This window comes from Streptomyces sp. WG7, assembly GCF_049975785.1.
In the GTDB taxonomy this organism is placed as follows: Bacteria; Actinomycetota; Actinomycetes; order Streptomycetales; family Streptomycetaceae; genus Streptomyces.
In genome coordinates this window covers 24,893-44,267 of the sequence record NZ_JBNGGE010000056.1, presented here as the reverse complement: position 1 = coordinate 44,267, position 19,375 = coordinate 24,893, and the positions used below count along the sequence as shown (strand labels likewise).

The following is a 19,375-nucleotide window of genomic DNA, read 5'->3' as shown; positions in this document are numbered from 1 at the left end:
TGTTGTCGTGGGGGCCGCCGGCCCCCCCCCCCCCCGCCCCGCCCGGGGCGCCCCCCCCCCCCCGGGCCGGGGCGCCCCCCCCCCCCCCCCCCGGGGGGGGGGCCCCCCCCGCGCCCCCCCCCCCGCGCCGGTGACGGCGCCCGGTCCGGGGCATGGCCCCGGACCGGGCATCCGGCATATCGTGACATCAGCAGACGAAACGGTCCTCATGGCGAGGAGGTCGTCATGCTCGATGAGCTGCTGACCGCGGCAGCCGCCACCGGAAGCGCCGGGCTGCTCTATGTCGCCGCGGCGGCGCGGGTCGTCAAGCAGTACGAGCGCGGGGTGGTCTTCCGGCTCGGGCGGCTCGCGGGCCGGGTGCGCGAACCCGGGTTCACGATGGTGGTGCCGTTCGTGGACCGGCTGCACAAGGTGAACATGCAGATCGTCACCCTGCCGGTGCCCGCCCAGGAGGGCATCACCAGGGACAACGTCACCGTGCGCGTGGACGCGGTCGTGTACTTCAAGGTGGTCGACGCGGCCAACGCGCTCGTCCGGGTCGAGGACTACCGGTTCGCCGTCTCGCAGATGGCCCAGACCTCGCTGCGCTCGATCATCGGCAAGAGCGACCTGGACGATCTGCTGTCCGATCGGGAGAAACTCAACCAGGGCCTGGAGCTGATGATCGACAGCCCGGCCGTCGGCTGGGGCGTCCAGATCGACCGCGTCGAGATCAAGGACGTCTCCCTGCCGGACACGATGAAGCGCTCGATGGCCCGGCAGGCCGAGGCCGACCGGGAACGGCGGGCCCGGGTCATCAACGCCGACGCCGAACTCCAGGCGTCGAAGGTGCTCGCCCAGGCGGCGCGGGAGATGTCCGAGACGCCCGCCGCCCTGCAACTGCGCCTGCTGCAGACGGTCGTAGCGGTGGCCGCCGAGAAGAACTCGACCCTGGTACTGCCGTTCCCCGTGGAGCTCCTGCGATTCCTGGAGAAGGCCCAGGAGCGGTCCGTCGAGAAGTGACGCGCCGAGCGACACGTCGACCGACGCGTCGACCGGCACAGCGGCCGGCATGGCGACCGACGCGTCGACCGACGCGTTCTACGCGCGTGGTTCCCGGGACTCCGGTCAGATGATAGACACAGCGGGTCGCAATCCTGTCCGCCAGCAGGAAGGTCACCCCATGTCCGCAACACGACGCCAGGTGCTCGCCCGCACGGGGGCCCTGGGCGCAGGCATCGCCTTCACCGGCGCCCTCTCCGAGCTCTTCGCCGGCACCGCCGCCGCGCAGTCCCCGGGCCACACCGGCTACGGCCCGCTGGTCCCCGACCCCGACGGCCTGCTCGACCTGCCCAGAGGATTCCGCTACCGGGTCCTGTCCCGCGAGGGCGACGAGCTGCGCTCCGGCGAGGGACCGGTCCCGTCCAACCACGACGGCATGGCCGCCTTCGCCGCGCGTTCCCGGGGCCGCCACGGGGGCGGCCCCGGAGGCGTCCACCTCGTCCGCAACCACGAGAACCGCGCCGACGGCAGGATTCCCGTCCCCACGGTCGAGGGGCTGACGTACGACCCGGAGGGCAAGGGCGGCTGCACCGCCCTGACCCTGGACTCCCGCAACCACGTCCGTGACGAGCGGGTCGCGATCGCCGGTACGGCGGTGAACTGCGCGGGCGGGCCCACCCCGTGGCACACCTGGCTGACCTGCGAGGAGACCGAGGACAAGGCCGGCACCAACGGCTACACCAAGGACCACGGCTTCATCTTCGAGGTCGACCCGGCCGACCCGCACCGCACCGGCGCGGTGCCGCTGACCGCGATGGGCCGCTTCCAGCACGAGGCGGTCGCCGTGGACCCGCGGCGGGGTGTCGTGTACGAGACGGAGGACGCGTTCGAGCGGCCGTTCGGCCTCTTCTACCGGTTCCTGCCCGAGAAGCCGCTGGGCGGCACGGGCTCGCTGCGGGCCGGCGGACGGCTCCAGGCGATGCGCGTACCGGGCGTACCCGACCTGTCCTCGATCCAGGACACGGGCGCCTGCTTCGACGGCGTCGAATGGGTGGACGTGCCCGACCCGCTGGCCGCCGGGACGCCCATCCGGCACCAGGACTTCGGCCGGGGCGGCATCACGCACGCGCAGAAGCTGGAGGGCTGCTACTGGGGCGGGCGCAGCGTCTACTTCGTGTCGTCCTTCGCCCGCAGCGACGACGGGTCGGCGGGCGACCACTACGGGCAGATCTGGCGCTACGACCCCGAGCGGCGCCGGCTGACGCTGGTGATCGTGTTCGGCCCGGACACCGACGTGCGGCTCCCCGGCGAGTCCCCCGACAACATCTGCCTGGCCCCCAGCGGCGGGCTCATGGTCTGCGAGGACGGCAACGGCGCCCAGCACGTCTACGGCGTGACCAGGCGCGGCGAGGTGTACGCGATGGCCCGCGGCGCCCAGAACATCGGGACGCCGGACGAACCGGAGTGGGGCGAGTTCGCCGGGGTCACCTTCTCCCCCGACGGCGACACGATGTACGTCAACTGCTACACGCCCGGGACGACGTTCGCGGTGACGGGCCCCTGGCGCGGGTAACGGACGACGCGCCCGGCAGCGGCGGGCGCACCGCCCGGTCACTGAAGCCGCGACTACGGGGTACTCGGGGCCGCATGACGGAGAACCCCCAGGTCAACGGCTCGTACTGGCTTCAGACGGCACCGGGCGGTACGCCGCGCCCCGCCCTCGCGGAGGACATCGGCGTCGACGTCGCCGTGATCGGCGCCGGCGTCGCCGGGCTGAGCACCGCCTGGGAACTGGCGCGGGCCGGGCGCAGTGTGGCGGTGCTGGAGGCCGGGCGGGTCGCCGCCGGCGTGACGGGTCACACCAGCGCCAAGCTGACCGCCCAGCACACGCTGATCTACGACAAGCTGCGCCGCACCCGCGGCCCCGAGGGCGCCCGCCTGTACGCCCGCTCGCAGTCCGAGGCGATCGAGCACGCCGCCCGGGTCGTGGCCGAGCTGGGCATCGACTGCGACTGGGAGACCCGCAGCGCCTACACGTACGTCCGCGACGCGGGCCGCGTGGACGAGCTGCGGGCCGAGGCGGCCGCCGCGAAGGAGGCGGGGCTGCCGGCGTCGTTCGTGACGGAGACGGGACTGCCGTTCCCGGTCGCGGGCGCGGTCGAGGTCACCGGGCAGGCCCAGTTCCATCCGCGCAAGTACCTGCTGGCCCTCGCCGACGACCTGGAGGCGCACGGCGGGCGGATCTTCGAGAACACCACCGTCCACGACCTGCACGAGGGCGAGCCGTGCCGCGTGTCGACCGGGGCGGGGGCGACGGTGACGGCCCGGGACGTCGTGGTCGCCACGCACTACCCGATCTTCGACCGGGCGCTGCTGTTCGCCCGCCTCTCCCCGCGCCGGGAACTGGTCGTCGCCGGGAGCATCGAGGCGGACCGCGATGTCGACGGCATGTACATCACGCCGGACGAGAACACCCGCTCGGTCCGAACGGCGCCCCTGACCGACGCGGGCGACGGCTCGGGCCGCCGGCTGCTCGTCGTCACCGGGGAGCACTTCACACCCGGCACGGGCGACACCCGGGAGCGCTTCGACCGCCTGTCCGCCTGGGCCCGCGAGCACTTCCCCGGCGTCGGCCTCACCCACGCCTGGGCCACGCAGGACATCGATCCCACGGACACCGTGCCGATGGTGGGACCGCTGCACCCCGGCGCGCACCACACCTACGTCGCCACCGGCTTCGGCGGCTGGGGACTGAGCGGCGGCATGATGGCGGGCCGGCTGCTCGCCGCGCAGATCGACGGCGAGGAGTGCGCGTGGAGCGGACTGTACGACCCGCGCCGGCTGCGCACGGCGGTGCGTGAGGCGCCGGCGTTCCTCAAGACGCAGGCCGAGGTCGCGCGCCACTTCGTCGGCGACCGGCTGCGTCCCGCGCCGCCGGTGGACGCCCTGCCGCCGGGTGAGGGAGCCGTCGTCCGGGCGGGCGGTGACCGGCTCGCGGTCTACCGGGACGAGGCGGGCGCGCTGCACGCCGTATCGCCGCGCTGCACCCACCTGGGCTGCCTGGTCGACTTCAACGCGGCGGAACGCGCCTGGGAGTGCCCCTGTCACGGCTCCCGCTTCGACACGGACGGAAAGGTGATCGAGGGCCCGGCGACGAAACCGCTGGAGCGCCGGGACATCTGACCCGGGCCGCACCGCCCTGAGCCGTGAGGGTGACCCTTCAGACACGCCACACCTCATAGTCGTACATTCACAACGGCACACTCATACGTTCGTACGGTGATCACTTTCGTACGACGTGCGGCCGTGCTGTGCGCCCTGGGCACCACCCTCACCGCCTGCGGAACCGCCGAGGCCCCGCCGGCCCGGCGCCCCGCCCCCACCGCGCCCTCCGCCGCCCCCGCCGCGCCCTCCGCGGCCCCGGCCGAGCCGGCCCCGGCCCGGCCTCCGACGCTCGCCCCCGGCCCGGCGGGCCTGACCCCCGTCTTCGAGCACGGTCCGCGCGCGGGCGGCAAGACGGTCGCCCTCACCTTCGACGCCGACATGACCGCCGACCAGGGGGCGCGGGCGGAGGCGGGCGAACGGTTCGACAACCCGCGGCTGATCGCCACCCTGCGGAAGCTGAACGTGCCGGCCACGGTGTTCATGACCGGGCGGTGGGCCGAGGAGTACCCGGACGAGGCCGCGTTCATCGGCCGGGACCCGCGGTTCGAGATCGCGAACCACTCCTACAGCCACTACGCCTACACCGACGACTGCTACGGCCTGCCGACCGTGTCCGAGCGGCGGATGCGGTCGGACGTGGAGCGCGCCTACGCGGCGTTCGAGAAGGCCGGGGTGAGGAACGCGATGCCGTACTTCCGTTTCCCCGGCGGCTGTTACGACGAGGCCGCCCTCGAGGAGCTGGCCGCCACCGGTGTCACCGCCGTGCAGTGGGACGTGGTGAGCGGGGACGCGTTCGCGACGGACGCGGACGCGGTGGCCCGGCAGGTACTGGAGGGGGTGCGGCCGGGGTCCGTCGTCGTCATGCACTGCACCCGCAGCGCCGCCCCGGTCACCGCGGAGGCGGTACGCACGATCGTGCCCGAGCTGCGCCGCCGGGGCTACCGCTTCGTGAAGGTCTCGGAGCTGATCGACGCCGCGAACAGCCGCCGCTGACGGGCCTACCCTGGAGGGATGAGCAGCGACGACGACCCCGGTCCGAACGACTACTGTCTGATCGACGCGACCCGCCCGCCCAAGGCCGACGGCCCGCCGTACGCGGAGTGCGTGCTGTGCCGGGAGCCCACGGAGTACCCCGAGTTGTACAAGGGCATCACCTTCTGCCCGGTCTGCGAATGGCAGGAGGCCCAGCGCACGGCCTGCTCGGGCTGATCCGCGGGCTCGGGCCGTGCCGCCCGCTCAGGCCGGTCTGCGGGAGCTGAGCGCACAGGCCACGGCGGTCGCGGCCGCGGCGACGGCGGCCGCCGCGGCCAGGGGGAACAGGGGCAGCGGCACGGTCCCCGACCGCGAGCCGGTGACCAGACCGCCGACCGCCGCCCGCGCCGGGGACCCCGACGCCACCAGCGCCGGCAGGGCCGCGAGCAGCAGCGCGAGGACCGCGCGGCCGGGCGAGCGCAGCAGCGGCCAGGTGGTGAGCGCGCCCACGGCGATGCCGAGGAGGGCGCACACCAGCGCGGCGAGCAGTCCGGCGCCGCCGGCCGGCAGCAGGGGTACGCGTCTGCCGTGGCCGGTGCTCACCGGGTCGCTGATCAGCGTGACCACCACGGTCGCGGCCGTACCCAGCACGACCGCGGCGGCGAGCGCCACCAGCACACACGCCAGGTGGGCCCGCGCGGGACCCCGCGCCGCCGACACGCACGCCCGGGCGGCAGGCGGCTCGCCGGTGACGCAGATCCGCACCAGCCAGGCCGCGACCGGCAGCAGCATGGCCGCCGCCCAGCCCAGCGAGTCGAGCACCGGCTGCCCGCCCTGCACCCCGATGCCGAGGGCGGCGGCGTACAGGACGACGGGCGGGAGCCAGCGCCGGGAGCGCAGCAGCAGGGCGGCCTGGTAGCGGAGCAGAGCGGTCATCGCGGACCTTCCTGGGCATGCACGCTCACCACGTGCCACGGCGGCCTGGCGCTCAGGAGCGCACGCAGCAGGACGTCGGAGTGTGAGGCGGGGACGGTGAGCGCGTAGGAACCGGGGCGGGTCTCCTCGGCCAAGGCGGCGATCCGCAGCGCGTCGGCGGGCAGGCCGCCGGGCGGCCCCTGCGCCCGGACGGCGACCAGCGGACCGGCCGGGGCGCCGGGGTGTCCGGTACGGCGTCGCAGGGTGCCGTCGCGCACGGTGTACGTGGCGTCGGGCGCGCCGGCCAGGCGGCGCGGGTCGTGGTCGACGAAGACGACGGCACCGCCGGACGTCGTGCGCTCGGCGACCGCCCGTTCCAACTCGCCCCGGGCGTCGGCGTCGAGCCCGGTCCAGGCCTCGTCGAGCACGAGCAGCTCCGGTTCGGCGAGCAGGGCCTGCGCCACGGCCACCTTCTGGCTGCTGCCCTTGGACAGCCGGGCCAGCTCGGTGGAGGCGTACCCGGCGGCTCCCAGCCGCTCCAGCCACTGCCCGGCCGCGCGGGCCGCCGCCCGGCGGGACAGCCCGTGCACGGTGCCGAGGTGGGTGAGGTAGGCGACGGCGGTGAAGGGCAGGGCGGGCGGGAAGCGTTCGGGGACGTAGGCCGTGCGTGGCCGGCCGGTGACCCGGCCCTCGGTGGGGGCGTCGATCCCGGCGAGCAGACGCAGCAGGGTCGACTTGCCGGTGCCGTTGGCGCCCTCGACGCGGACGAGGGTGCCGGGCGCCACGCCCAGGTCGACGCCGCGCAGTACCCAGGGGCCGCGCAGACCGTACCGACGGCCCACGCCGTCCAGCCGTAACTCACGTCGCATGGGGTCATCCTCTCGCGCGCCCGGGACTTGGCAGACTGGTGGGCGTGAGCAACGATCCGACGACTCCCGTCCCCGACAGTCCCTTCCGCGCCGAGCCCGGCGACCGCGATCTCGCGCCGCAGTTCGTCCTTCCGCTGGTCGTGCGCATCGAGCGGGCGGCGCCGCCGCCCCGTACCGACGCGCTGGAGACCGCGGCGCGGGCGGTGCTGGTGATGCTCGGCGACGAGCGGTCCACCGGGGACGGCGCGTGGGCGCGGGCGATGCGGGACTGGCAGGACGCGCGCATCCGCAAGGTGGTGCGCCGGGCGCGCGGCGCCGAGTGGCGGCGCGCCGAGGCGCTGCCCGGCATCACGGTCACCGGGAAGACGGCCGAGGTACGGGTCTTCCCGCCGGTCCCCCTGGACGGCTGGCCCAAGGACCTGGCCCGGCTCCAGGTCTCCGGAACCGACCTCGACGACCCGGAGCCGCCGGTCGACGCCGACCTCTCCGCGCCGGTGCTCTGGATGAGCCCCGACCTGGACATGTCGGCCGGCAAGGCGATGGCGCAGGCCGGGCACGGTGCCCAGCTCGCCTGGTGGGAGCTGTCGGACGGTGAGCGGGCGGCGTGGCGCGAGGCGGGCTTCCCGCTGGCGGTGCGCACCGCCGACCCGGCCCGCTGGGGCGGCCTCACCACCAGCGGCCTGCCGGTGGTCCGCGACGCCGGGTACACGGAGATCGCGCCGGGGTCGTGCACGGTGGTGGCGGATCACCCGGCGCTGCGGTAGGCGAGGGCACCGGTCCGCCGGGCGGGGCACGGCGCGCGACCCGGCCGTAATGTGGTGATGGCACTTCTGATGGAGATCGAATATCCCGGTGTCACCGCCGAGCAGTAAGACGAGGTCCAGGACACCGCCGGCACTCGCTCCGGACGCCCCGCCCCCGGCCTGCTCGGCCATGTGGCCGTCGTCACGGCCGACGGCCTGCGTGTGGTGGACGTGTGGGAGTCCAGGGAGGCCCTCGAGGCCTACCTGCCGGTCATCGTCCCCGCCACGAAGGCGGCCGGGTTCCCGGACGCCTCGCCGCGGCTGTCCGAGATCCACAACGTCGTCATCCCCGGCTGACGGCGACCGGGGCCCGGGAGTTCCGAAGCCCGGCGTACGCCGTGGTCGGACCGGCCCCGGCATCCCCGTTGCCGAGCGGGTGCCGAGCCGGCCGGCCGGGCCGCGGTGGCGCCTCGCGCCGCAACGTGGGACGTGCCGGGCCCGTCCACGCGGCCGACACCACCTCGGTGCCGGCCGGTCACCCGTGGGTGCTGATCAGGCGCGGTCCTCGCCGACGGCCCGGCTCCGCCAGGAACCTCAAATGTTGCTCTGAACATGCCCTCCCCGGGGTTCGGGCCGGGCCCGGCGGGCGATACCCCCGGCATGTGCGCAGGAGGGGAGGGAACCATGCAGCGAACGCCGCGACTGGGAACCGGTATCGGATGGCGTCCGGAGATCGCGGACGTCGTCGAGCGGATGCCCGGCATCGACTGGGTCGAGGCCGTGTCCGAGAACCTCTGCCCCGGGCATCTGCCCGACTCGCTGCTGCGGCTGCGCGAGCGCGGGGTGACCGTCGTGCCGCACGGCGTCTCGCTCGGGCTCGGCGGTGCCGAACGGCCGGACGCGGGACGGCTGACGGCGCTGGCCGAACGGGCTCAGGCGCTGGGGTCGCCGCTGGTCACCGAGCACATCGCGTTCGTCCGGGCGGGCGGGCCGCTGACCGCCTCGCCGCTCCTGGAGGCGGGACACCTGCTGCCCGTGCCGCGCACCCGAGACGCCCTCGACGTGCTGTGCGAGAACGTGCGCATCGCACAGGACGCGCTGCCCGTGCCGCTCGCCGTGGAGAACATCGCCGCTCTCGTCGCCTGGCCCGGCGAGGAGATGACGGAGGGACAGTTCCTGTACGAGCTGGCCGACCGGACGGGGGTGCGGCTGCTGATCGACGTGGCGAACCTGCACACCAACCATGTCAACCGCGGTGAGGACCCGGCCGAGGCGCTCGCCGGACTGCCGCTGGAGGCCATCGCCTACGTCCATGTCGCGGGCGGCTTCGAGCGGGACGGCGTCTGGCACGACAGTCACGCCCACCCCGTTCCGCAGCCCGTGCTCGACATCCTGGCCGACCTCGCCTCGCGCGTGGCGCCGCCGGGGATACTGCTGGAGCGCGACGAGAACTTCCCCGAGGCGCAGGAGCTGGAGGGCGAGGTGGCGGCGATCCGCGCCGCCGTGGAGAAGGGGCGGGCGTCGGGTACGGCGCTCGCCGGGGGCGGGGCGCCGGCGCCGCGCGCCACGCGGGACGTGCCCCGCGCCGGTGACGCCGTACGTCAGCGGCTCGGCCTCGCGCAGGCCGCGCTGCTGTCCGCGCTGGTCGCCGGGACGCCCGTGCCCGAGGGGTTCGACCGGGTACGACTGGGGGTGCAGGCCCGGGCGCTCGCCGGGAAACGGGCGGACGTGGTCGCCAAGGTCGCGCCCGAACTGCCGGTGATCCTCGGTGCGGAGTACCGGCCCGCCTTCCTCGCCTACGCCGAAGGGCGCCCGATGACCGGCGGCTACCGGCGCGACGCCCTCGGCTTCGTCGAGCACCTGATGGGCACCGGCCGTCCGCAGGATGCCGATGTGCGGCTGGAGTTGCGGGAGTGGTGGCTGGAGCGCTCGGGGCCGGTGCCGCGGTCGGAGCGCCCGGGGGCCCGGTGGGCCCGTGCGACCAGGCGTGTTCTGCTGCGCCGTTGACCCGGGCACGGCATCGCCGGGACGACGCCAAACGGAACGTCACATACCCACAACACTGCGTCCCGGAATGTGAACAGGGCATGGCGCCCGCGAAAGCCTTTGGCATAGAAGTACGGCATGTTCTGGGTCCTTCTCCTCCTGCCGGCCTGGGCCGTCGCCGGTATCGCTTGTCTGCGGCTGTGTCTGGCGGCGGTGCGCGCCGCGGCCGCCGATCCGGGCGCCGTCGACCGTGAGCACGCGCTGACGCTGTACGAGGCGGCGTTCCTGGCCGGTGGTCCTCGCAGGGTCGCCGACCTGACACTGGTCTCCATGGCACGCCAGCGCCGGCTGCTGCTCGCGCACACCGGCTGGGCGACCGTCGTCGACCCGTGCGGGCGGGACGACATGGAACGGTCGGTCATAGGGGCGATAGGACCCGAGGGGCAGTCCCGCATAGCACCGGTACGGGCCACCGCGGCGTCCGCGGACGCGGTGCGCGGCCTGGCCGAGCGGCTGGTCGGCGCGGGCCTCGCCGTGCCGGACGGCCACCGGGGCGTCGCGGCCGGGGTCCGGGGGGTGCGGGTCGCCGCGGTGACCGTGTGCGCGCTCGGCGTCGCCGCCCTGGCGATGCCGCTTCCCGCGGACCAGCCGCGCCTGCTGATCGCCCTGTGGTTCGCGCTGCCGCTCACCCTGACCCTGGGGTGCCTAGCGATCACGCGGATGGAGGTCCACCCGTACTCGCGCTGGGCCTCCCCGGCCGGGCAGCGACTGGTCGGCGCCCTCGTCCGGCACGCCGACGGCACCGCGGACGACCGCACCTACCTCACGTCGGTCGCCGTGCGCGGCGTCCACGCGATCGGCGAACCGGACCTGCGCGCGGCCTTCGCCCACCGCGAGGAGCACCCCGGGGACCACTGGGAACGCCGGGCCTGACGCACCGGAAGCGGGGGCGTACGGAGGCACTCGAGGCCGACACCCGGGGGCGGTGCTTGCCCTGCCCGGTCGCCGCACCAAACATCCCTTGTGTCACACCGTGCACCGAAGGGATACGCGATGCGGGCTGCCGCCCTCTACTCGGCCAGCGGGTCCTTGCTGCTGGCCACCCTCGCCACCGCCCCGGCGGAGGCGACCGCGGGGACGTCGTCCGGGTCCGCCGAGGCGCGCGGCACCGCCGTGGCCGCCCAGCGGGCGGCGGCCGCCGGCATCTCGTTCGGCAGGTGCCCCGAGGCGGAGGACCTGCCGGGCAGCATGCGCTGCGGCACGGTCACCGTGCCCCTCGACTACGCGCACCCCGACGGGAAGCGGATCCGGCTCACCGTCAGCCGCGTGCGGGCCACCCGCGAGGACCCCGACAACAGCACCCGCGAGGTGCCCGCGCAGGGCGCGCTGGTCTACAACCCGGGCGGTCCGGGCGCCTCGGGGCTGCACTTCCCGCTGGTGGGCATGGTGCCCGAGTGGAAGCGGATCGCTGCGGCGTACGACCTCGTCGGGTACGCCCCGCGCGGGGTCGCGCCCTCCGCGCCGCTGTCCTGCCAGGACCCCGGCGACTTCGTCGAGGGGCCCCGGCCGGCGCCGACGCAGCCCTCGGCCGCGTACAAGAGGCGGCGCGCCGCCGAGGCCGAGGCGTACGCGCGCGGCTGCGCCGAACGGGCCGGGGAGGCGCTGCGGCACTACCACTCGCTCAACAACGCCCGTGACCTGGAGGTCGTACGGGCCGCGCTGGGCGAGGAGAGGCTCACGTTCATGGGCGCGTCGTACGGCACCTATCTCGGGGCGCTGTACGCCGAGCTGTTCCCGGCGCACGTGCGGCGGATGGTGTTCGACTCGGTGGTGAACCCGGACCCCGGACAGATCTGGTACCGCAACAACCTCGACCAGTCGGCGGCCTTCGAGGTCCGCTGGTCGGACTTCAAGGCGTGGATCGCCGCGCACGACGCCGTGTACGGGCTCGGGGACACGCCGCAGGAGGTGCAGCACCGCTATGAGGAGGCGAGCACGCGGCTGGCGGCGGAGCCCGCGGGCGGGACGGTGGGCCCCGCGCAGTTGCAGAGCGCGTTCCTGCGGGCCGGGTACTACGACGACTACTGGCCGCACCGCGCCGAGGCGCTGTCGGCGTATCTGAAGGGGGATCCGCGGCCGCTGATCGACCAGGCCGGTACGCGGACCGAGGAGGAGACGGCCGGGGCGGAGAACTCCAGCTCCGTGTACACGGCCGTCGAGTGCAACGACGCGCCCTGGCCGACCGACTTCGCGGTCTGGGACCGGGACAACACGCGGCTGGCACGCCGGGCGCCGTTCGAGACGTGGGACAACGTGTGGACGAACCTGCCGTGCGCCTACTGGCAGGCGCCCCGGCAGCGCCCCCTCGACGTGCGCACCGGGCCGGGCGAGCTGCCGCCGACGCTGATCCTGGCCGCCGAGCGGGACGCGGCCACTCCGTACGGCGGCGCGCTGGAGCTGCGCGGGCGGCTGTCGGGCTCGGTGCTGGTGACCGAGCGGGGCGCCGGGACGCACGGCGTCGCGGGCGGCCCGAACGCCTGCGTCAACGGCCACCTGGAGGCGTACCTGCTGGACGGCGGCCTCCCGGCGCGGGACACGTCGTGCGCCCCGCGCCCGGAACCGGAGCCGAGGCCCGCGACCGGGCCGGTGCCGCAGCCGACGCAGGCGGCGGCACCGACGGTTTGATCAGGCGAGCCCTGCCACCAGCTCGCCGATGTCCTTGCGGCGCCCCGTGTAGAACGGGATCTCCTCGCGGACGTGCATCCGGGCCTCGGAGCCGCGCAGGTGGCGCATGAGGTCGACGATGCGGTGCAGTTCGTCGGCCTCGAAGGCGAGGATCCACTCGTAGTCGCCGAGGGAGAAGGAAGCGACCGTGTTGGCGCGCACGTCCGGGTAGCCGCGGGCCATCTTGCCGTGGTCGGCGAGCATCCGGCGGCGGTCCTCGTCGGGCAGCAGGTACCAGTCGTAGGACCGCACGAACGGGTAGACGCTGATGTAGTCGCGCGGCGTCTCGTCCGCGAGGAACGCCGGGATGTGCGCACGGTTGAACTCGGCGGGGCGGTGCAGCGCCATGTTCGACCAGACCGGCTCCAGCGCACGGCCGAGCCTGGTGCGGCGGAAGAGGTTGTACGCCTCCTGGAGCTGGTCGGCGGTCTCGGCGTGCCACCAGATCATGAGGTCGGCGTCGGCGCGCAGACCGGACACGTCGTACGTGCCGCGGATCGTCACGTCCTTGGCGGCGAGCTGGTCGAACAGCTCCTGGACCTCGTCGGCGTAGCCCGCACGGTCCTCGGGCAGCACGTCCTTGAGCTTGAAGACGGACCAGAGGGTGTAGCGGATGACCTCGTTGAGGTCCTTGGCCAGCTTGCCCTTGTTGGGGATCCGGTCGGCAGCGGGGGTGGAGGCGTCGTCACTCATGGCCCTATTCTCCCGCTCCGCCGTGCAGGCTCTGCACCGGGTGGGCGGTGAGCCGCTCCACACCGCGCGGGTCACCCCGTAGCCGGTCCACGGCCGCGTACGCGCTCGCGATGCTCGCCGGGATGCCGACGCCGTCGTAGGCCGCGCCGCACACCGCGAGGCCCGGGAGCTTCGCGACGTGTCCGCGGACGCGGGCCACGCGCGCGTGGTGGCCGACGGGGTACTGGGGCAGGCCGTCCTGCCAGCGGGTGACGCGGGTGGCGACGGGTTCGGCGGTGAGGCCGGTGGCCTCCGCGAGGTCGCGCCGGGAGACCGCCACGAGGCCGTCGTCGTCGCGGCCGAGGATCTCCGTCTCGCCGTACCGGCCGACGGAGGTGCGCAGGACGACCAGGTCCGGGTCCTCTTCGGCGATCCAGCCCCACTTGCGGGAGGCGAAGGTGGCCGCCTTGATGGTGCGCCCGTCGACCGGCGGCACGAGGAAGCCGCTGCCCTCGGGGAGCGCGGCGGCGTCGGCGCGGCGGTAGGCGAGGGAGATCAGGGCCATGGAGGCGTACTCCACGGCGGACAGCTCGGCCGCGGCGGCGGGGACTTCGGCGCGCAGCAGCTCGGCGGCGGGGCGGGCGGGGACCGCGACGACGACCGCGTCGGCGTGCAGCACCCGGTCGCCCGCGGTGATCCGCCAGCCGTCCGGGGCGGTGCGGCGCAGCTCCGTCACGGGCGCGTGGGTGACGATCTCGCCGCCCCGCGCGCGCACCGACTCCGCGACCGCGAGGGGGAGGGTGCCGATGCCGCCCTCGATGCCCATGAAGACCGGGCCGCTCGGCGGGGAGGTGGCCGTCCGGCCCTGGAGGGCGCGCACCGCCTCGGTGAGCGAGGTGTGGGTGCGGGCGGCCTCGAAGAGCTGGGGCACGGCCGAGCGCAGCGAGATGCGGTACGCGTCGCCGGCGTAGACGCCGCCCAGCAGCGGTTCGACGAGGCGGTCGACGACCTCGCGGCCGAGGCGCGCCGCCACGTACTCCCCCACCGCCACGTCGTCGCCGACCTCGGTGCGGGGCAGTTCGGCGTCGCGCTCGATGCGGGCGAGGCCCTCGTCGGAGAGGACGCCGGTCAGGGCGGCGGCGGTGCCGGGGACGCCCATGACGTGGCCCTTGGGCATGGGGCGCAGGGCGCCGCGGGTCCACAGGGAGGCCGTCGCGGTGGAGGGAGGCTGGAGGCGGTCGGCGAGGCCGGCCTCGCGGGCGAGGCCGACGGCCTCGGGGCGGCGGGCCAGCATCGACTCGGCGCCGAGATCGACGCGGACTCCGGCGATCTCGCCGGGCAGCAGCTTGCCGCCGACGCGGTCGGAGGCCTCCAGTACGGTCACCCGGGTGCCGCGCTCCAGCAGCCGGTGGGCGGCGGCCAGTCCGGCGATTCCGGCTCCTACGACGACGACATGCCCCGTCTCCGGGGGGATCCCACCCGCGGGGCTCTCACTTGCGCACATGCCCCCAGCGTCTCAGAACGCACGGACACCGCCAGGGGGCCGGGTGGCCCCGCTCGTGTGCCACAGGTCCCGAAGGCGCGCCGCGAGGCCCGCGCAGGCCGGCGCAGGTCCCGCGAGTCCGGACCGTGACCTCTTCGGAACCGTTCCGCGTCAACGTCCGCCCCTTCACCCGCGTCGGAGGAGCGTCAGCCGTCACGACCCTCGGGGGTACCCGCCATGCACGTACGCCGCACAGCACCACGACCGGTACGCCGTACCGCACCGCCCGCCCGCGCCCTGGCCGGCCTGCTGCTGGCCGCGGCCCTCGCCCTCACCGGCTGCTCCGAGGCGGGCGGCGGCTCCGACTCCGGCAGCGCCGCCGAGGAGGCCACCGCGCCCCGGGAGGACTCGGCCGCGAACGGCCGGGCCGGTGCCGCGGGCGGCGAGGCCGACGGCGCGAAAGCGACCGCGCCGCCGGAGCTCGCCCCGGCCCACATCATCCGCACCGCCTCCCTGACCGTGCGGGTCAAGGACGCCCCGAAGGCCCTCGAAGCGGCCCGCACCGCGACCGCGAACGCGGGCGGTTACGTCGGCGACGAGACCACCACCAGGGACGACGAGGGCCACGAGCGGACCGAGGTCGTACTGCGCGTCCCCGTGGAGCACTACGAGGAGGTGCTCGACGAGCTGGAGGGCGCCGGGAAACTCCTCGAGCGCAGGTCGAAGGCCGAGGACGTCACCGAGCAGGTCGTGGACGTGGAGAGCCGCGTCACCTCGCAGCGCGCCAGTGTGGCCCGGATCCGCGAGCTGATGGACCGGGCGACGAAACTGAGCGACGTGGTGACCCTGGAGGGCGAACTGAGCAGCCGTCAGGCGGAGCTGGAGGCGCTGCTCGCCCGGCAGGCGGCCCTCGAGGACCGCACGAGCCTGGCCACCATCACCCTCTCCCTGTCCGAGACGCCGGTGGAGCGGGCGGCGAAGGACGACGACCCCGGGTTCACGGACGCGCTGGCCGGCGGCTGGGACGCCTTCGTGACGATGCTGCGCTGGGTGGCGGTGGCCCTCGGCGCGGTGCTGCCGTTCGCCGCGGTGGCGGCGCTGCTCGTGCTGCTGTGGCTGCGGGTGGTACGGCCCCGGCTGCCGCGCCGCCCGGCACCGGTGCCCGGGACGGCCCCCTCCGCCGCGTCCGTCCCGCTGCCGACGGCCCGTCCGGCGCCCGAGGCCACGCGCCGGGACGCCGCGCACGGCGACGAGCCCGGCGGGCGGGACTGAAATGCCCCGCCCCCGTAGCGTGTTCGCATGGACATGAGCACTGCGGGCGGCACGAGGGACACGAAGGCTCCGAAGGAACGACTGGTCGTGATCGGCGGTGACGCCGCGGGGATGTCCGCGGCGTCCCAGGCACGCCGGCTGAAGGGCCCGGACGAGCTGGAGATCGTGGCGTTCGAGCGCGGCCACTTCAGTTCGTTCTCGGCGTGCGGCATCCCGTACTGGGTCGGCGGCGACGTGGCCGACCGGGACCGGCTGATCGCCAGGACGCCCGAGGAGCACCGCGCCCGTGACATCGACCTGCGGATGCGGACCGAGGTCACGGAGATCGACGTCGCCGGCGGGCGGGTACGCGCGCGTGACGTCGATTCCGGGGCCGAGTCCTGGACGTCGTACGACAAGCTCGTGATCGGGACCGGCGCCCGCCCGATCCGCCCCGACCTGCCGGGCATCGACGCGCCGGGCGTGCACGGGGTGCAGACGCTGGACGACGGGCAGGCGCTGCTCGACACGCTGGCACGCACGCGTGGCCGGCGCGCGGTGGTCGTCGGCGCCGGATACATCGGCGTGGAGATGGCCGAGGCGCTCATCAACCGCGGCTACGAGGTGACGGTCGTCAACCGCGGCCGGGAGCCGATGTCCACGCTCGACCCGGACATGGGCCGCATGGTGCACGAGGCCATGGAGGGTCTCGGCATCACCATGGTGAACGGCGCCGAGGTCACCAAGGTGCTCACCGGGGACGACGGCCGGGTCCGGGCGGTGGCCACCGAGGACGCCGAGTTTCCCGCGGACGTGGTGGTGCTCGGCATCGGCGTACGCCCCGAGACCGCGCTCGCCGGGGCCGCCGGTCTACCGCTCGGCGTCCACGGCGGACTCCTGACCGACCTGGGCATGCGGGTGCGCGGGCACGAGAACATCTGGGCGGGCGGCGACTGCGTGGAGGTGCTCGACCTGGTCTCCGGGCAGGAGCGGCACATCCCGCTCGGCACGCACGCCAACAAGCACGGCCAGGTCATCGGTACCAACGCGGGCGGCGGCTACGCCACGTTCCCGGGCGTGGTCGGCACGGCGGTCAGCAAGGTCTGCGACCTGGAGATCGCGCGGACCGGACTGCGCGAGAAGGACGCGCTGCGGGCCGGGCTGCGGTTCGTGACGGCCACCATCGAGTCCACCAGCCGTGCCGGCTACTACCCGGGCGCCTCCCCCATGACGGTGAAGATGCTCGCCGAGCAGCGCACCGGCCGGCTGCTCGGCGTCCAGATCGTCGGCCGCGAGGGCGCGGGCAAGCGGGTCGACATCGCCGCGGTGGCCCTCACGGCCGGGATGACGGTGGAGCAGATGACGGCCCTCGACCTGGGGTACGCGCCGCCCTTCTCACCGGTGTGGGACCCCGTGCTGGTGGCCGCCCGCAAGGCGGCGAAGGCGGTGGGGCGGCAGGCCTGAGGGGGCTTCAGGCCTGAGGGGCTTCGGGCCTGAGGGGCTTCAGGCCTGAAGCGGCAGGCATGAGGAGGCAGGCCACGCCGTCCCGTCGGTCCGGTCGAAGACGCCTCAGCGTGCGGTCTGCGTGTGCACGTACTCCACGAGGCGGGTCAGCGCGTCCGGGTCGGTGGCGGGCAGGACGCCGTGGCCGAGGTTGAAGACGTGGCCCTCCAGGCCCGCCGCCGCGTCGAGGACCTCGCGGGTCTTGGCCTCGACCGCCTGCGGGGTGGCGAAGAGGACGGCGGGGTCCAGGTTGCCCTGGAGCGCCTTGCCGGGGCCGACACGGCGGGCGGCCTCGTCCATCGGGACGCGCCAGTCGACGCCGACGACGTCCGCGCCGGCCTCGCCCAGGAGGCCGAGGAGCTCACCGGTGCCGACGCCGAAGTGGATGCGCGGCACGCCGTACCCGGCGACGGCCTCGAAGACCTTGCTCGAGGCGGGCATCACCGAGCGGCGGTAGTCCGCGGGCGAGAGGGCGCCCACCCAGGAGTCGAAGAGCTGGACCGCGCTCGCGCCCGCCTCGATCTGCACCTTGAGGAAGGCGGCCGTGATGTCGGCGAGCCGGTCCAGGAGGTCGGCCCACAGCTGCGGGTCGCCGTACATGAGGGCCTTGGTGTGCTCGTGGTTGCGGGACGGGCCGCCCTCCACGAGGTAGCTCGCGAGGGTGAACGGCGCGCCCGCGAAGCCGATCAGCGGGGTGGCGCCGAGCTCGCGGGTGAGCAGGCCGTACGCCTCGGTGACGTAGGAGACGTCCTCGGGGGTCAGGTCGCGCAGGCGTGCCAGGTCCGCGCGGGTGCGGATGGGGTTCTCGATCACCGGGCCGACGCCCGGCTTGATGTCGAGGTCGATGCCGATGGCCTTGAGCGGGACCACGATGTCGCTGAAGTAGATCGCCGCGTCCACGCCGTGCCGGCGCACCGGCTGAAGGGTGATCTCGGCGACCAGTTCCGGCCGCATGCAGGACTCGAGCATCGGGATGCCCTCGCGCACCTTGAGGTACTCCGGCAGTGAGCGCCCGGCCTGCCGCATGAACCACACGGGGGTGTGCGGCACCGGCTCGCGCCTGCACGCCTTGAGGAACGCGGAGTCGTACGTGGCGGTCGGCTGCTTGCCCGCGGGGCTCTGGTTGGCACTCACACCGGCAAGTCTCGCATGTCGCCCCGACAGCGCCCGACCACGGGGTGTGGCCGCGCGCGGACGGCGTGGGGGCGCCCGCGCGCGGCCGCCCGACACCACGTGATCCGGACATCGCGCCCGCACGCGGGTGTCCCTCCCTGCGCCGGGGCGCGGTTCCCCTTAATCTTCCCCGCATGGCTGCGGCTCAGGGACGACTGTCGGACGGCGCTGGCGGAATGGACGAACCGAAGGGCACCGAGGAGGAGGGCCGGCATACGGGGAACACGGCACCGCCGGCCTTCACGGCCGCCGTCGAGGCACTCAGGGCCGCGCGGCTGCGGCCGCAGATCGAGGTGGAGGCGACCCGCGCACCGCAGCGGCTCGCCCCGTACGCGTACGCGCTGGAGGCCGCGGTCGTCGACGGCGACGACGACCTGGCGGACGGGCGCCTCGTGCTGCTGCACGACCCGGCCGGGCACGACGCCTGGCGGGGCACCTTCCGGCTGGTGACGCTGGTCCGCGCCGAACTGGAGCCGGAGATGGCCGCCGATCCGCTGCTGCCGGACGTGTGCTGGTCCTGGCTCACCGGCGCCCTGCAGGCGCGCGGGCTGGCGTACGGGGAGCCCAGCGGCACGGTCACGCGCGCGAGCTCCCACTACTTCGGGGGGCTCTCGGCGCGCCCGTCCGCCTCGCAGATCGAGATCCGGGCGTCCTGGACTCCGCGCGAGGGGCTGGGCGGTGTCCCGGATACCGCGACGCACCTCGCCTCGTGGTGCGATCTGCTGGCCCAGGTCGCGGGTCTTCCGCCGGCCGCGCCGGGCGACGCGTCGATCGTGACGCTGCCGCAGCGACGCGGCCCGCAGTCACGCTGAGCGATTCCCGGTCCCCGCCTGCTTTCTCCGTTCGGCCGTTCTCCACCGTTCTCCGTTCCCCCGCGCCCCACCTTTCTCCCTCGCTCTCTCCCTTCTCCGCTCTCCGCTCTCCTCTCTCCCTTCTCC

At 74.6% G+C, this 19,375-nt stretch carries 18 protein-coding genes; 13 read left to right on the top strand and 5 right to left on the bottom strand.

The genetic code is table 11. The features are described from left to right. The first annotated feature begins 225 nt into the window (after window positions 1-225). From ACP4J0_RS33815 to ACP4J0_RS33795, 5 genes are all read left to right on the top strand, one after another. Complete coding sequence (locus ACP4J0_RS33815; protein ID WP_426602562.1) at window positions 226-1,002, top strand: slipin family protein; 777 nt, start codon at window positions 226-228, stop codon at window positions 1,000-1,002. A 160-nt stretch (window positions 1,003-1,162) separates the two neighbouring features. Then, window positions 1,163-2,554, top strand: a complete 1,392-nt coding sequence (locus tag ACP4J0_RS33810) for a PhoX family protein (RefSeq protein ID WP_426602560.1) — start codon at window positions 1,163-1,165, stop codon at window positions 2,552-2,554. A gap of 74 nt (window positions 2,555-2,628) precedes the next feature. Continuing rightward, complete coding sequence (locus ACP4J0_RS33805) at window positions 2,629-4,164, top strand: FAD-dependent oxidoreductase (protein WP_426602558.1); 1,536 nt, start codon at window positions 2,629-2,631, stop codon at window positions 4,162-4,164. Window positions 4,165-4,260: 96 nt separating this feature from the next. After that, complete coding sequence (locus ACP4J0_RS33800) at window positions 4,261-5,139, top strand: polysaccharide deacetylase family protein (protein ID WP_426602556.1); 879 nt, start codon at window positions 4,261-4,263, stop codon at window positions 5,137-5,139. An 18-nt stretch (window positions 5,140-5,157) separates the two neighbouring features. Beyond that, entirely contained in the window at window positions 5,158-5,355 is a 198-nt protein-coding gene (locus tag ACP4J0_RS33795; protein WP_426602554.1) for a hypothetical protein, read from the top strand. Window positions 5,356-5,382: 27 nt separating this feature from the next. Here ACP4J0_RS33795 and ACP4J0_RS33790 read toward each other — a convergent pair whose 3' ends face one another. Beyond that, the gene (locus ACP4J0_RS33790) at window positions 5,383-6,054 is read right to left on the bottom strand and encodes an ABC transporter (RefSeq protein ID WP_426602552.1); all 672 of its coding nucleotides are present in this window, start codon (window positions 6,052-6,054) and stop codon (window positions 5,383-5,385) included. After that, window positions 6,051-6,902, bottom strand: coding sequence for an ABC transporter ATP-binding protein (locus tag ACP4J0_RS33785; protein WP_426602550.1), 852 nt, complete (start codon window positions 6,900-6,902; stop codon window positions 6,051-6,053). The genes ACP4J0_RS33790 and ACP4J0_RS33785 overlap by 4 nt, the downstream gene beginning before the upstream one ends. 44 nt (window positions 6,903-6,946) lie before the next feature. On the opposite strand from ACP4J0_RS33785, the gene ACP4J0_RS33780 reads away from it, so the two are divergent. From ACP4J0_RS33780 to ACP4J0_RS33760, 5 genes are all read left to right on the top strand, one after another. Next, complete coding sequence (locus ACP4J0_RS33780) at window positions 6,947-7,666, top strand: peptidyl-tRNA hydrolase (protein WP_426602548.1); 720 nt, start codon at window positions 6,947-6,949, stop codon at window positions 7,664-7,666. Window positions 7,667-7,837: 171 nt separating this feature from the next. Beyond that, entirely contained in the window at window positions 7,838-8,002 is a 165-nt protein-coding gene (locus tag ACP4J0_RS33775; RefSeq protein WP_426602546.1) for a hypothetical protein, read from the top strand. 327 nt (window positions 8,003-8,329) lie between these two features. Further along, the gene (locus ACP4J0_RS33770; protein WP_426602545.1) at window positions 8,330-9,652 is read left to right on the top strand and encodes a DUF692 domain-containing protein; all 1,323 of its coding nucleotides are present in this window, start codon (window positions 8,330-8,332) and stop codon (window positions 9,650-9,652) included. Between the two features lie 117 nt (window positions 9,653-9,769). Continuing rightward, the gene (locus ACP4J0_RS33765) at window positions 9,770-10,564 is read left to right on the top strand and encodes a TIGR04222 domain-containing membrane protein (RefSeq protein ID WP_426602543.1); all 795 of its coding nucleotides are present in this window, start codon (window positions 9,770-9,772) and stop codon (window positions 10,562-10,564) included. 120 nt (window positions 10,565-10,684) lie between these two features. Continuing rightward, the gene (locus ACP4J0_RS33760) at window positions 10,685-12,316 is read left to right on the top strand and encodes an alpha/beta hydrolase (protein WP_426602541.1); all 1,632 of its coding nucleotides are present in this window, start codon (window positions 10,685-10,687) and stop codon (window positions 12,314-12,316) included. Here ACP4J0_RS33760 and hemQ read toward each other — a convergent pair whose 3' ends face one another. Next, window positions 12,317-13,048, bottom strand: a complete 732-nt coding sequence (hemQ, locus tag ACP4J0_RS33755; RefSeq protein ID WP_426602539.1) for a hydrogen peroxide-dependent heme synthase — start codon at window positions 13,046-13,048, stop codon at window positions 12,317-12,319. A 4-nt stretch (window positions 13,049-13,052) separates the two neighbouring features. Beyond that, window positions 13,053-14,531, bottom strand: coding sequence for a protoporphyrinogen oxidase (hemG, locus tag ACP4J0_RS33750; protein ID WP_426602537.1), 1,479 nt, complete (start codon window positions 14,529-14,531; stop codon window positions 13,053-13,055). 216 nt (window positions 14,532-14,747) lie between these two features. Here hemG and ACP4J0_RS33745 point away from each other — a divergent pair, with 216 nt between their 5' ends. Beyond that, window positions 14,748-15,782: a DUF4349 domain-containing protein gene (locus ACP4J0_RS33745; protein WP_426602535.1), complete on the top strand. Its 1,035-nt coding sequence runs from the start codon at window positions 14,748-14,750 to the stop codon at window positions 15,780-15,782. Window positions 15,783-15,809: 27 nt separating this feature from the next. Further along, window positions 15,810-17,225, top strand: a complete 1,416-nt coding sequence (locus tag ACP4J0_RS33740; protein ID WP_426602533.1) for an FAD-dependent oxidoreductase — start codon at window positions 15,810-15,812, stop codon at window positions 17,223-17,225. Window positions 17,226-17,330: 105 nt separating this feature from the next. On the opposite strand, the gene hemE is transcribed toward ACP4J0_RS33740, so the two are convergent. Continuing rightward, the gene (gene hemE / locus ACP4J0_RS33735; protein ID WP_426602531.1) at window positions 17,331-18,398 is read right to left on the bottom strand and encodes a uroporphyrinogen decarboxylase; all 1,068 of its coding nucleotides are present in this window, start codon (window positions 18,396-18,398) and stop codon (window positions 17,331-17,333) included. A 173-nt stretch (window positions 18,399-18,571) separates the two neighbouring features. On the opposite strand from hemE, the gene ACP4J0_RS33730 reads away from it, so the two are divergent. Then, complete coding sequence (locus ACP4J0_RS33730) at window positions 18,572-19,249, top strand: DUF3000 domain-containing protein (RefSeq protein ID WP_426602529.1); 678 nt, start codon at window positions 18,572-18,574, stop codon at window positions 19,247-19,249. Window positions 19,250-19,375: the final 126 nt, after the last annotated feature.

Coding starts and splice junctions, on each gene's coding strand:
- ACP4J0_RS33810 (WP_426602560.1), top strand. CDS start 1,163: ATGTCCGCAACACGACGCCAGGTGCTCGCCCGCACGGGGGCCCTGGGC.
- ACP4J0_RS33745 (WP_426602535.1), top strand. CDS start 14,748: ATGCACGTACGCCGCACAGCACCACGACCGGTACGCCGTACCGCACCG.
- ACP4J0_RS33785 (WP_426602550.1), bottom strand. CDS start 6,902: ATGCGACGTGAGTTACGGCTGGACGGCGTGGGCCGTCGGTACGGTCTG.
- ACP4J0_RS33805 (WP_426602558.1), top strand. CDS start 2,629: ATGACGGAGAACCCCCAGGTCAACGGCTCGTACTGGCTTCAGACGGCA.
- ACP4J0_RS33815 (WP_426602562.1), top strand. CDS start 226: ATGCTCGATGAGCTGCTGACCGCGGCAGCCGCCACCGGAAGCGCCGGG.
- hemQ (WP_426602539.1), bottom strand. CDS start 13,048: ATGAGTGACGACGCCTCCACCCCCGCTGCCGACCGGATCCCCAACAAG.
- ACP4J0_RS33760 (WP_426602541.1), top strand. CDS start 10,685: ATGCGGGCTGCCGCCCTCTACTCGGCCAGCGGGTCCTTGCTGCTGGCC.
- ACP4J0_RS33740 (WP_426602533.1), top strand. CDS start 15,810: ATGGACATGAGCACTGCGGGCGGCACGAGGGACACGAAGGCTCCGAAG.
- hemG (WP_426602537.1), bottom strand. CDS start 14,531: ATGTGCGCAAGTGAGAGCCCCGCGGGTGGGATCCCCCCGGAGACGGGG.
- ACP4J0_RS33790 (WP_426602552.1), bottom strand. CDS start 6,054: ATGACCGCTCTGCTCCGCTACCAGGCCGCCCTGCTGCTGCGCTCCCGG.
- ACP4J0_RS33765 (WP_426602543.1), top strand. CDS start 9,770: ATGTTCTGGGTCCTTCTCCTCCTGCCGGCCTGGGCCGTCGCCGGTATC.
- ACP4J0_RS33795 (WP_426602554.1), top strand. CDS start 5,158: ATGAGCAGCGACGACGACCCCGGTCCGAACGACTACTGTCTGATCGAC.
- ACP4J0_RS33730 (WP_426602529.1), top strand. CDS start 18,572: ATGGCTGCGGCTCAGGGACGACTGTCGGACGGCGCTGGCGGAATGGAC.
- ACP4J0_RS33770 (WP_426602545.1), top strand. CDS start 8,330: ATGCAGCGAACGCCGCGACTGGGAACCGGTATCGGATGGCGTCCGGAG.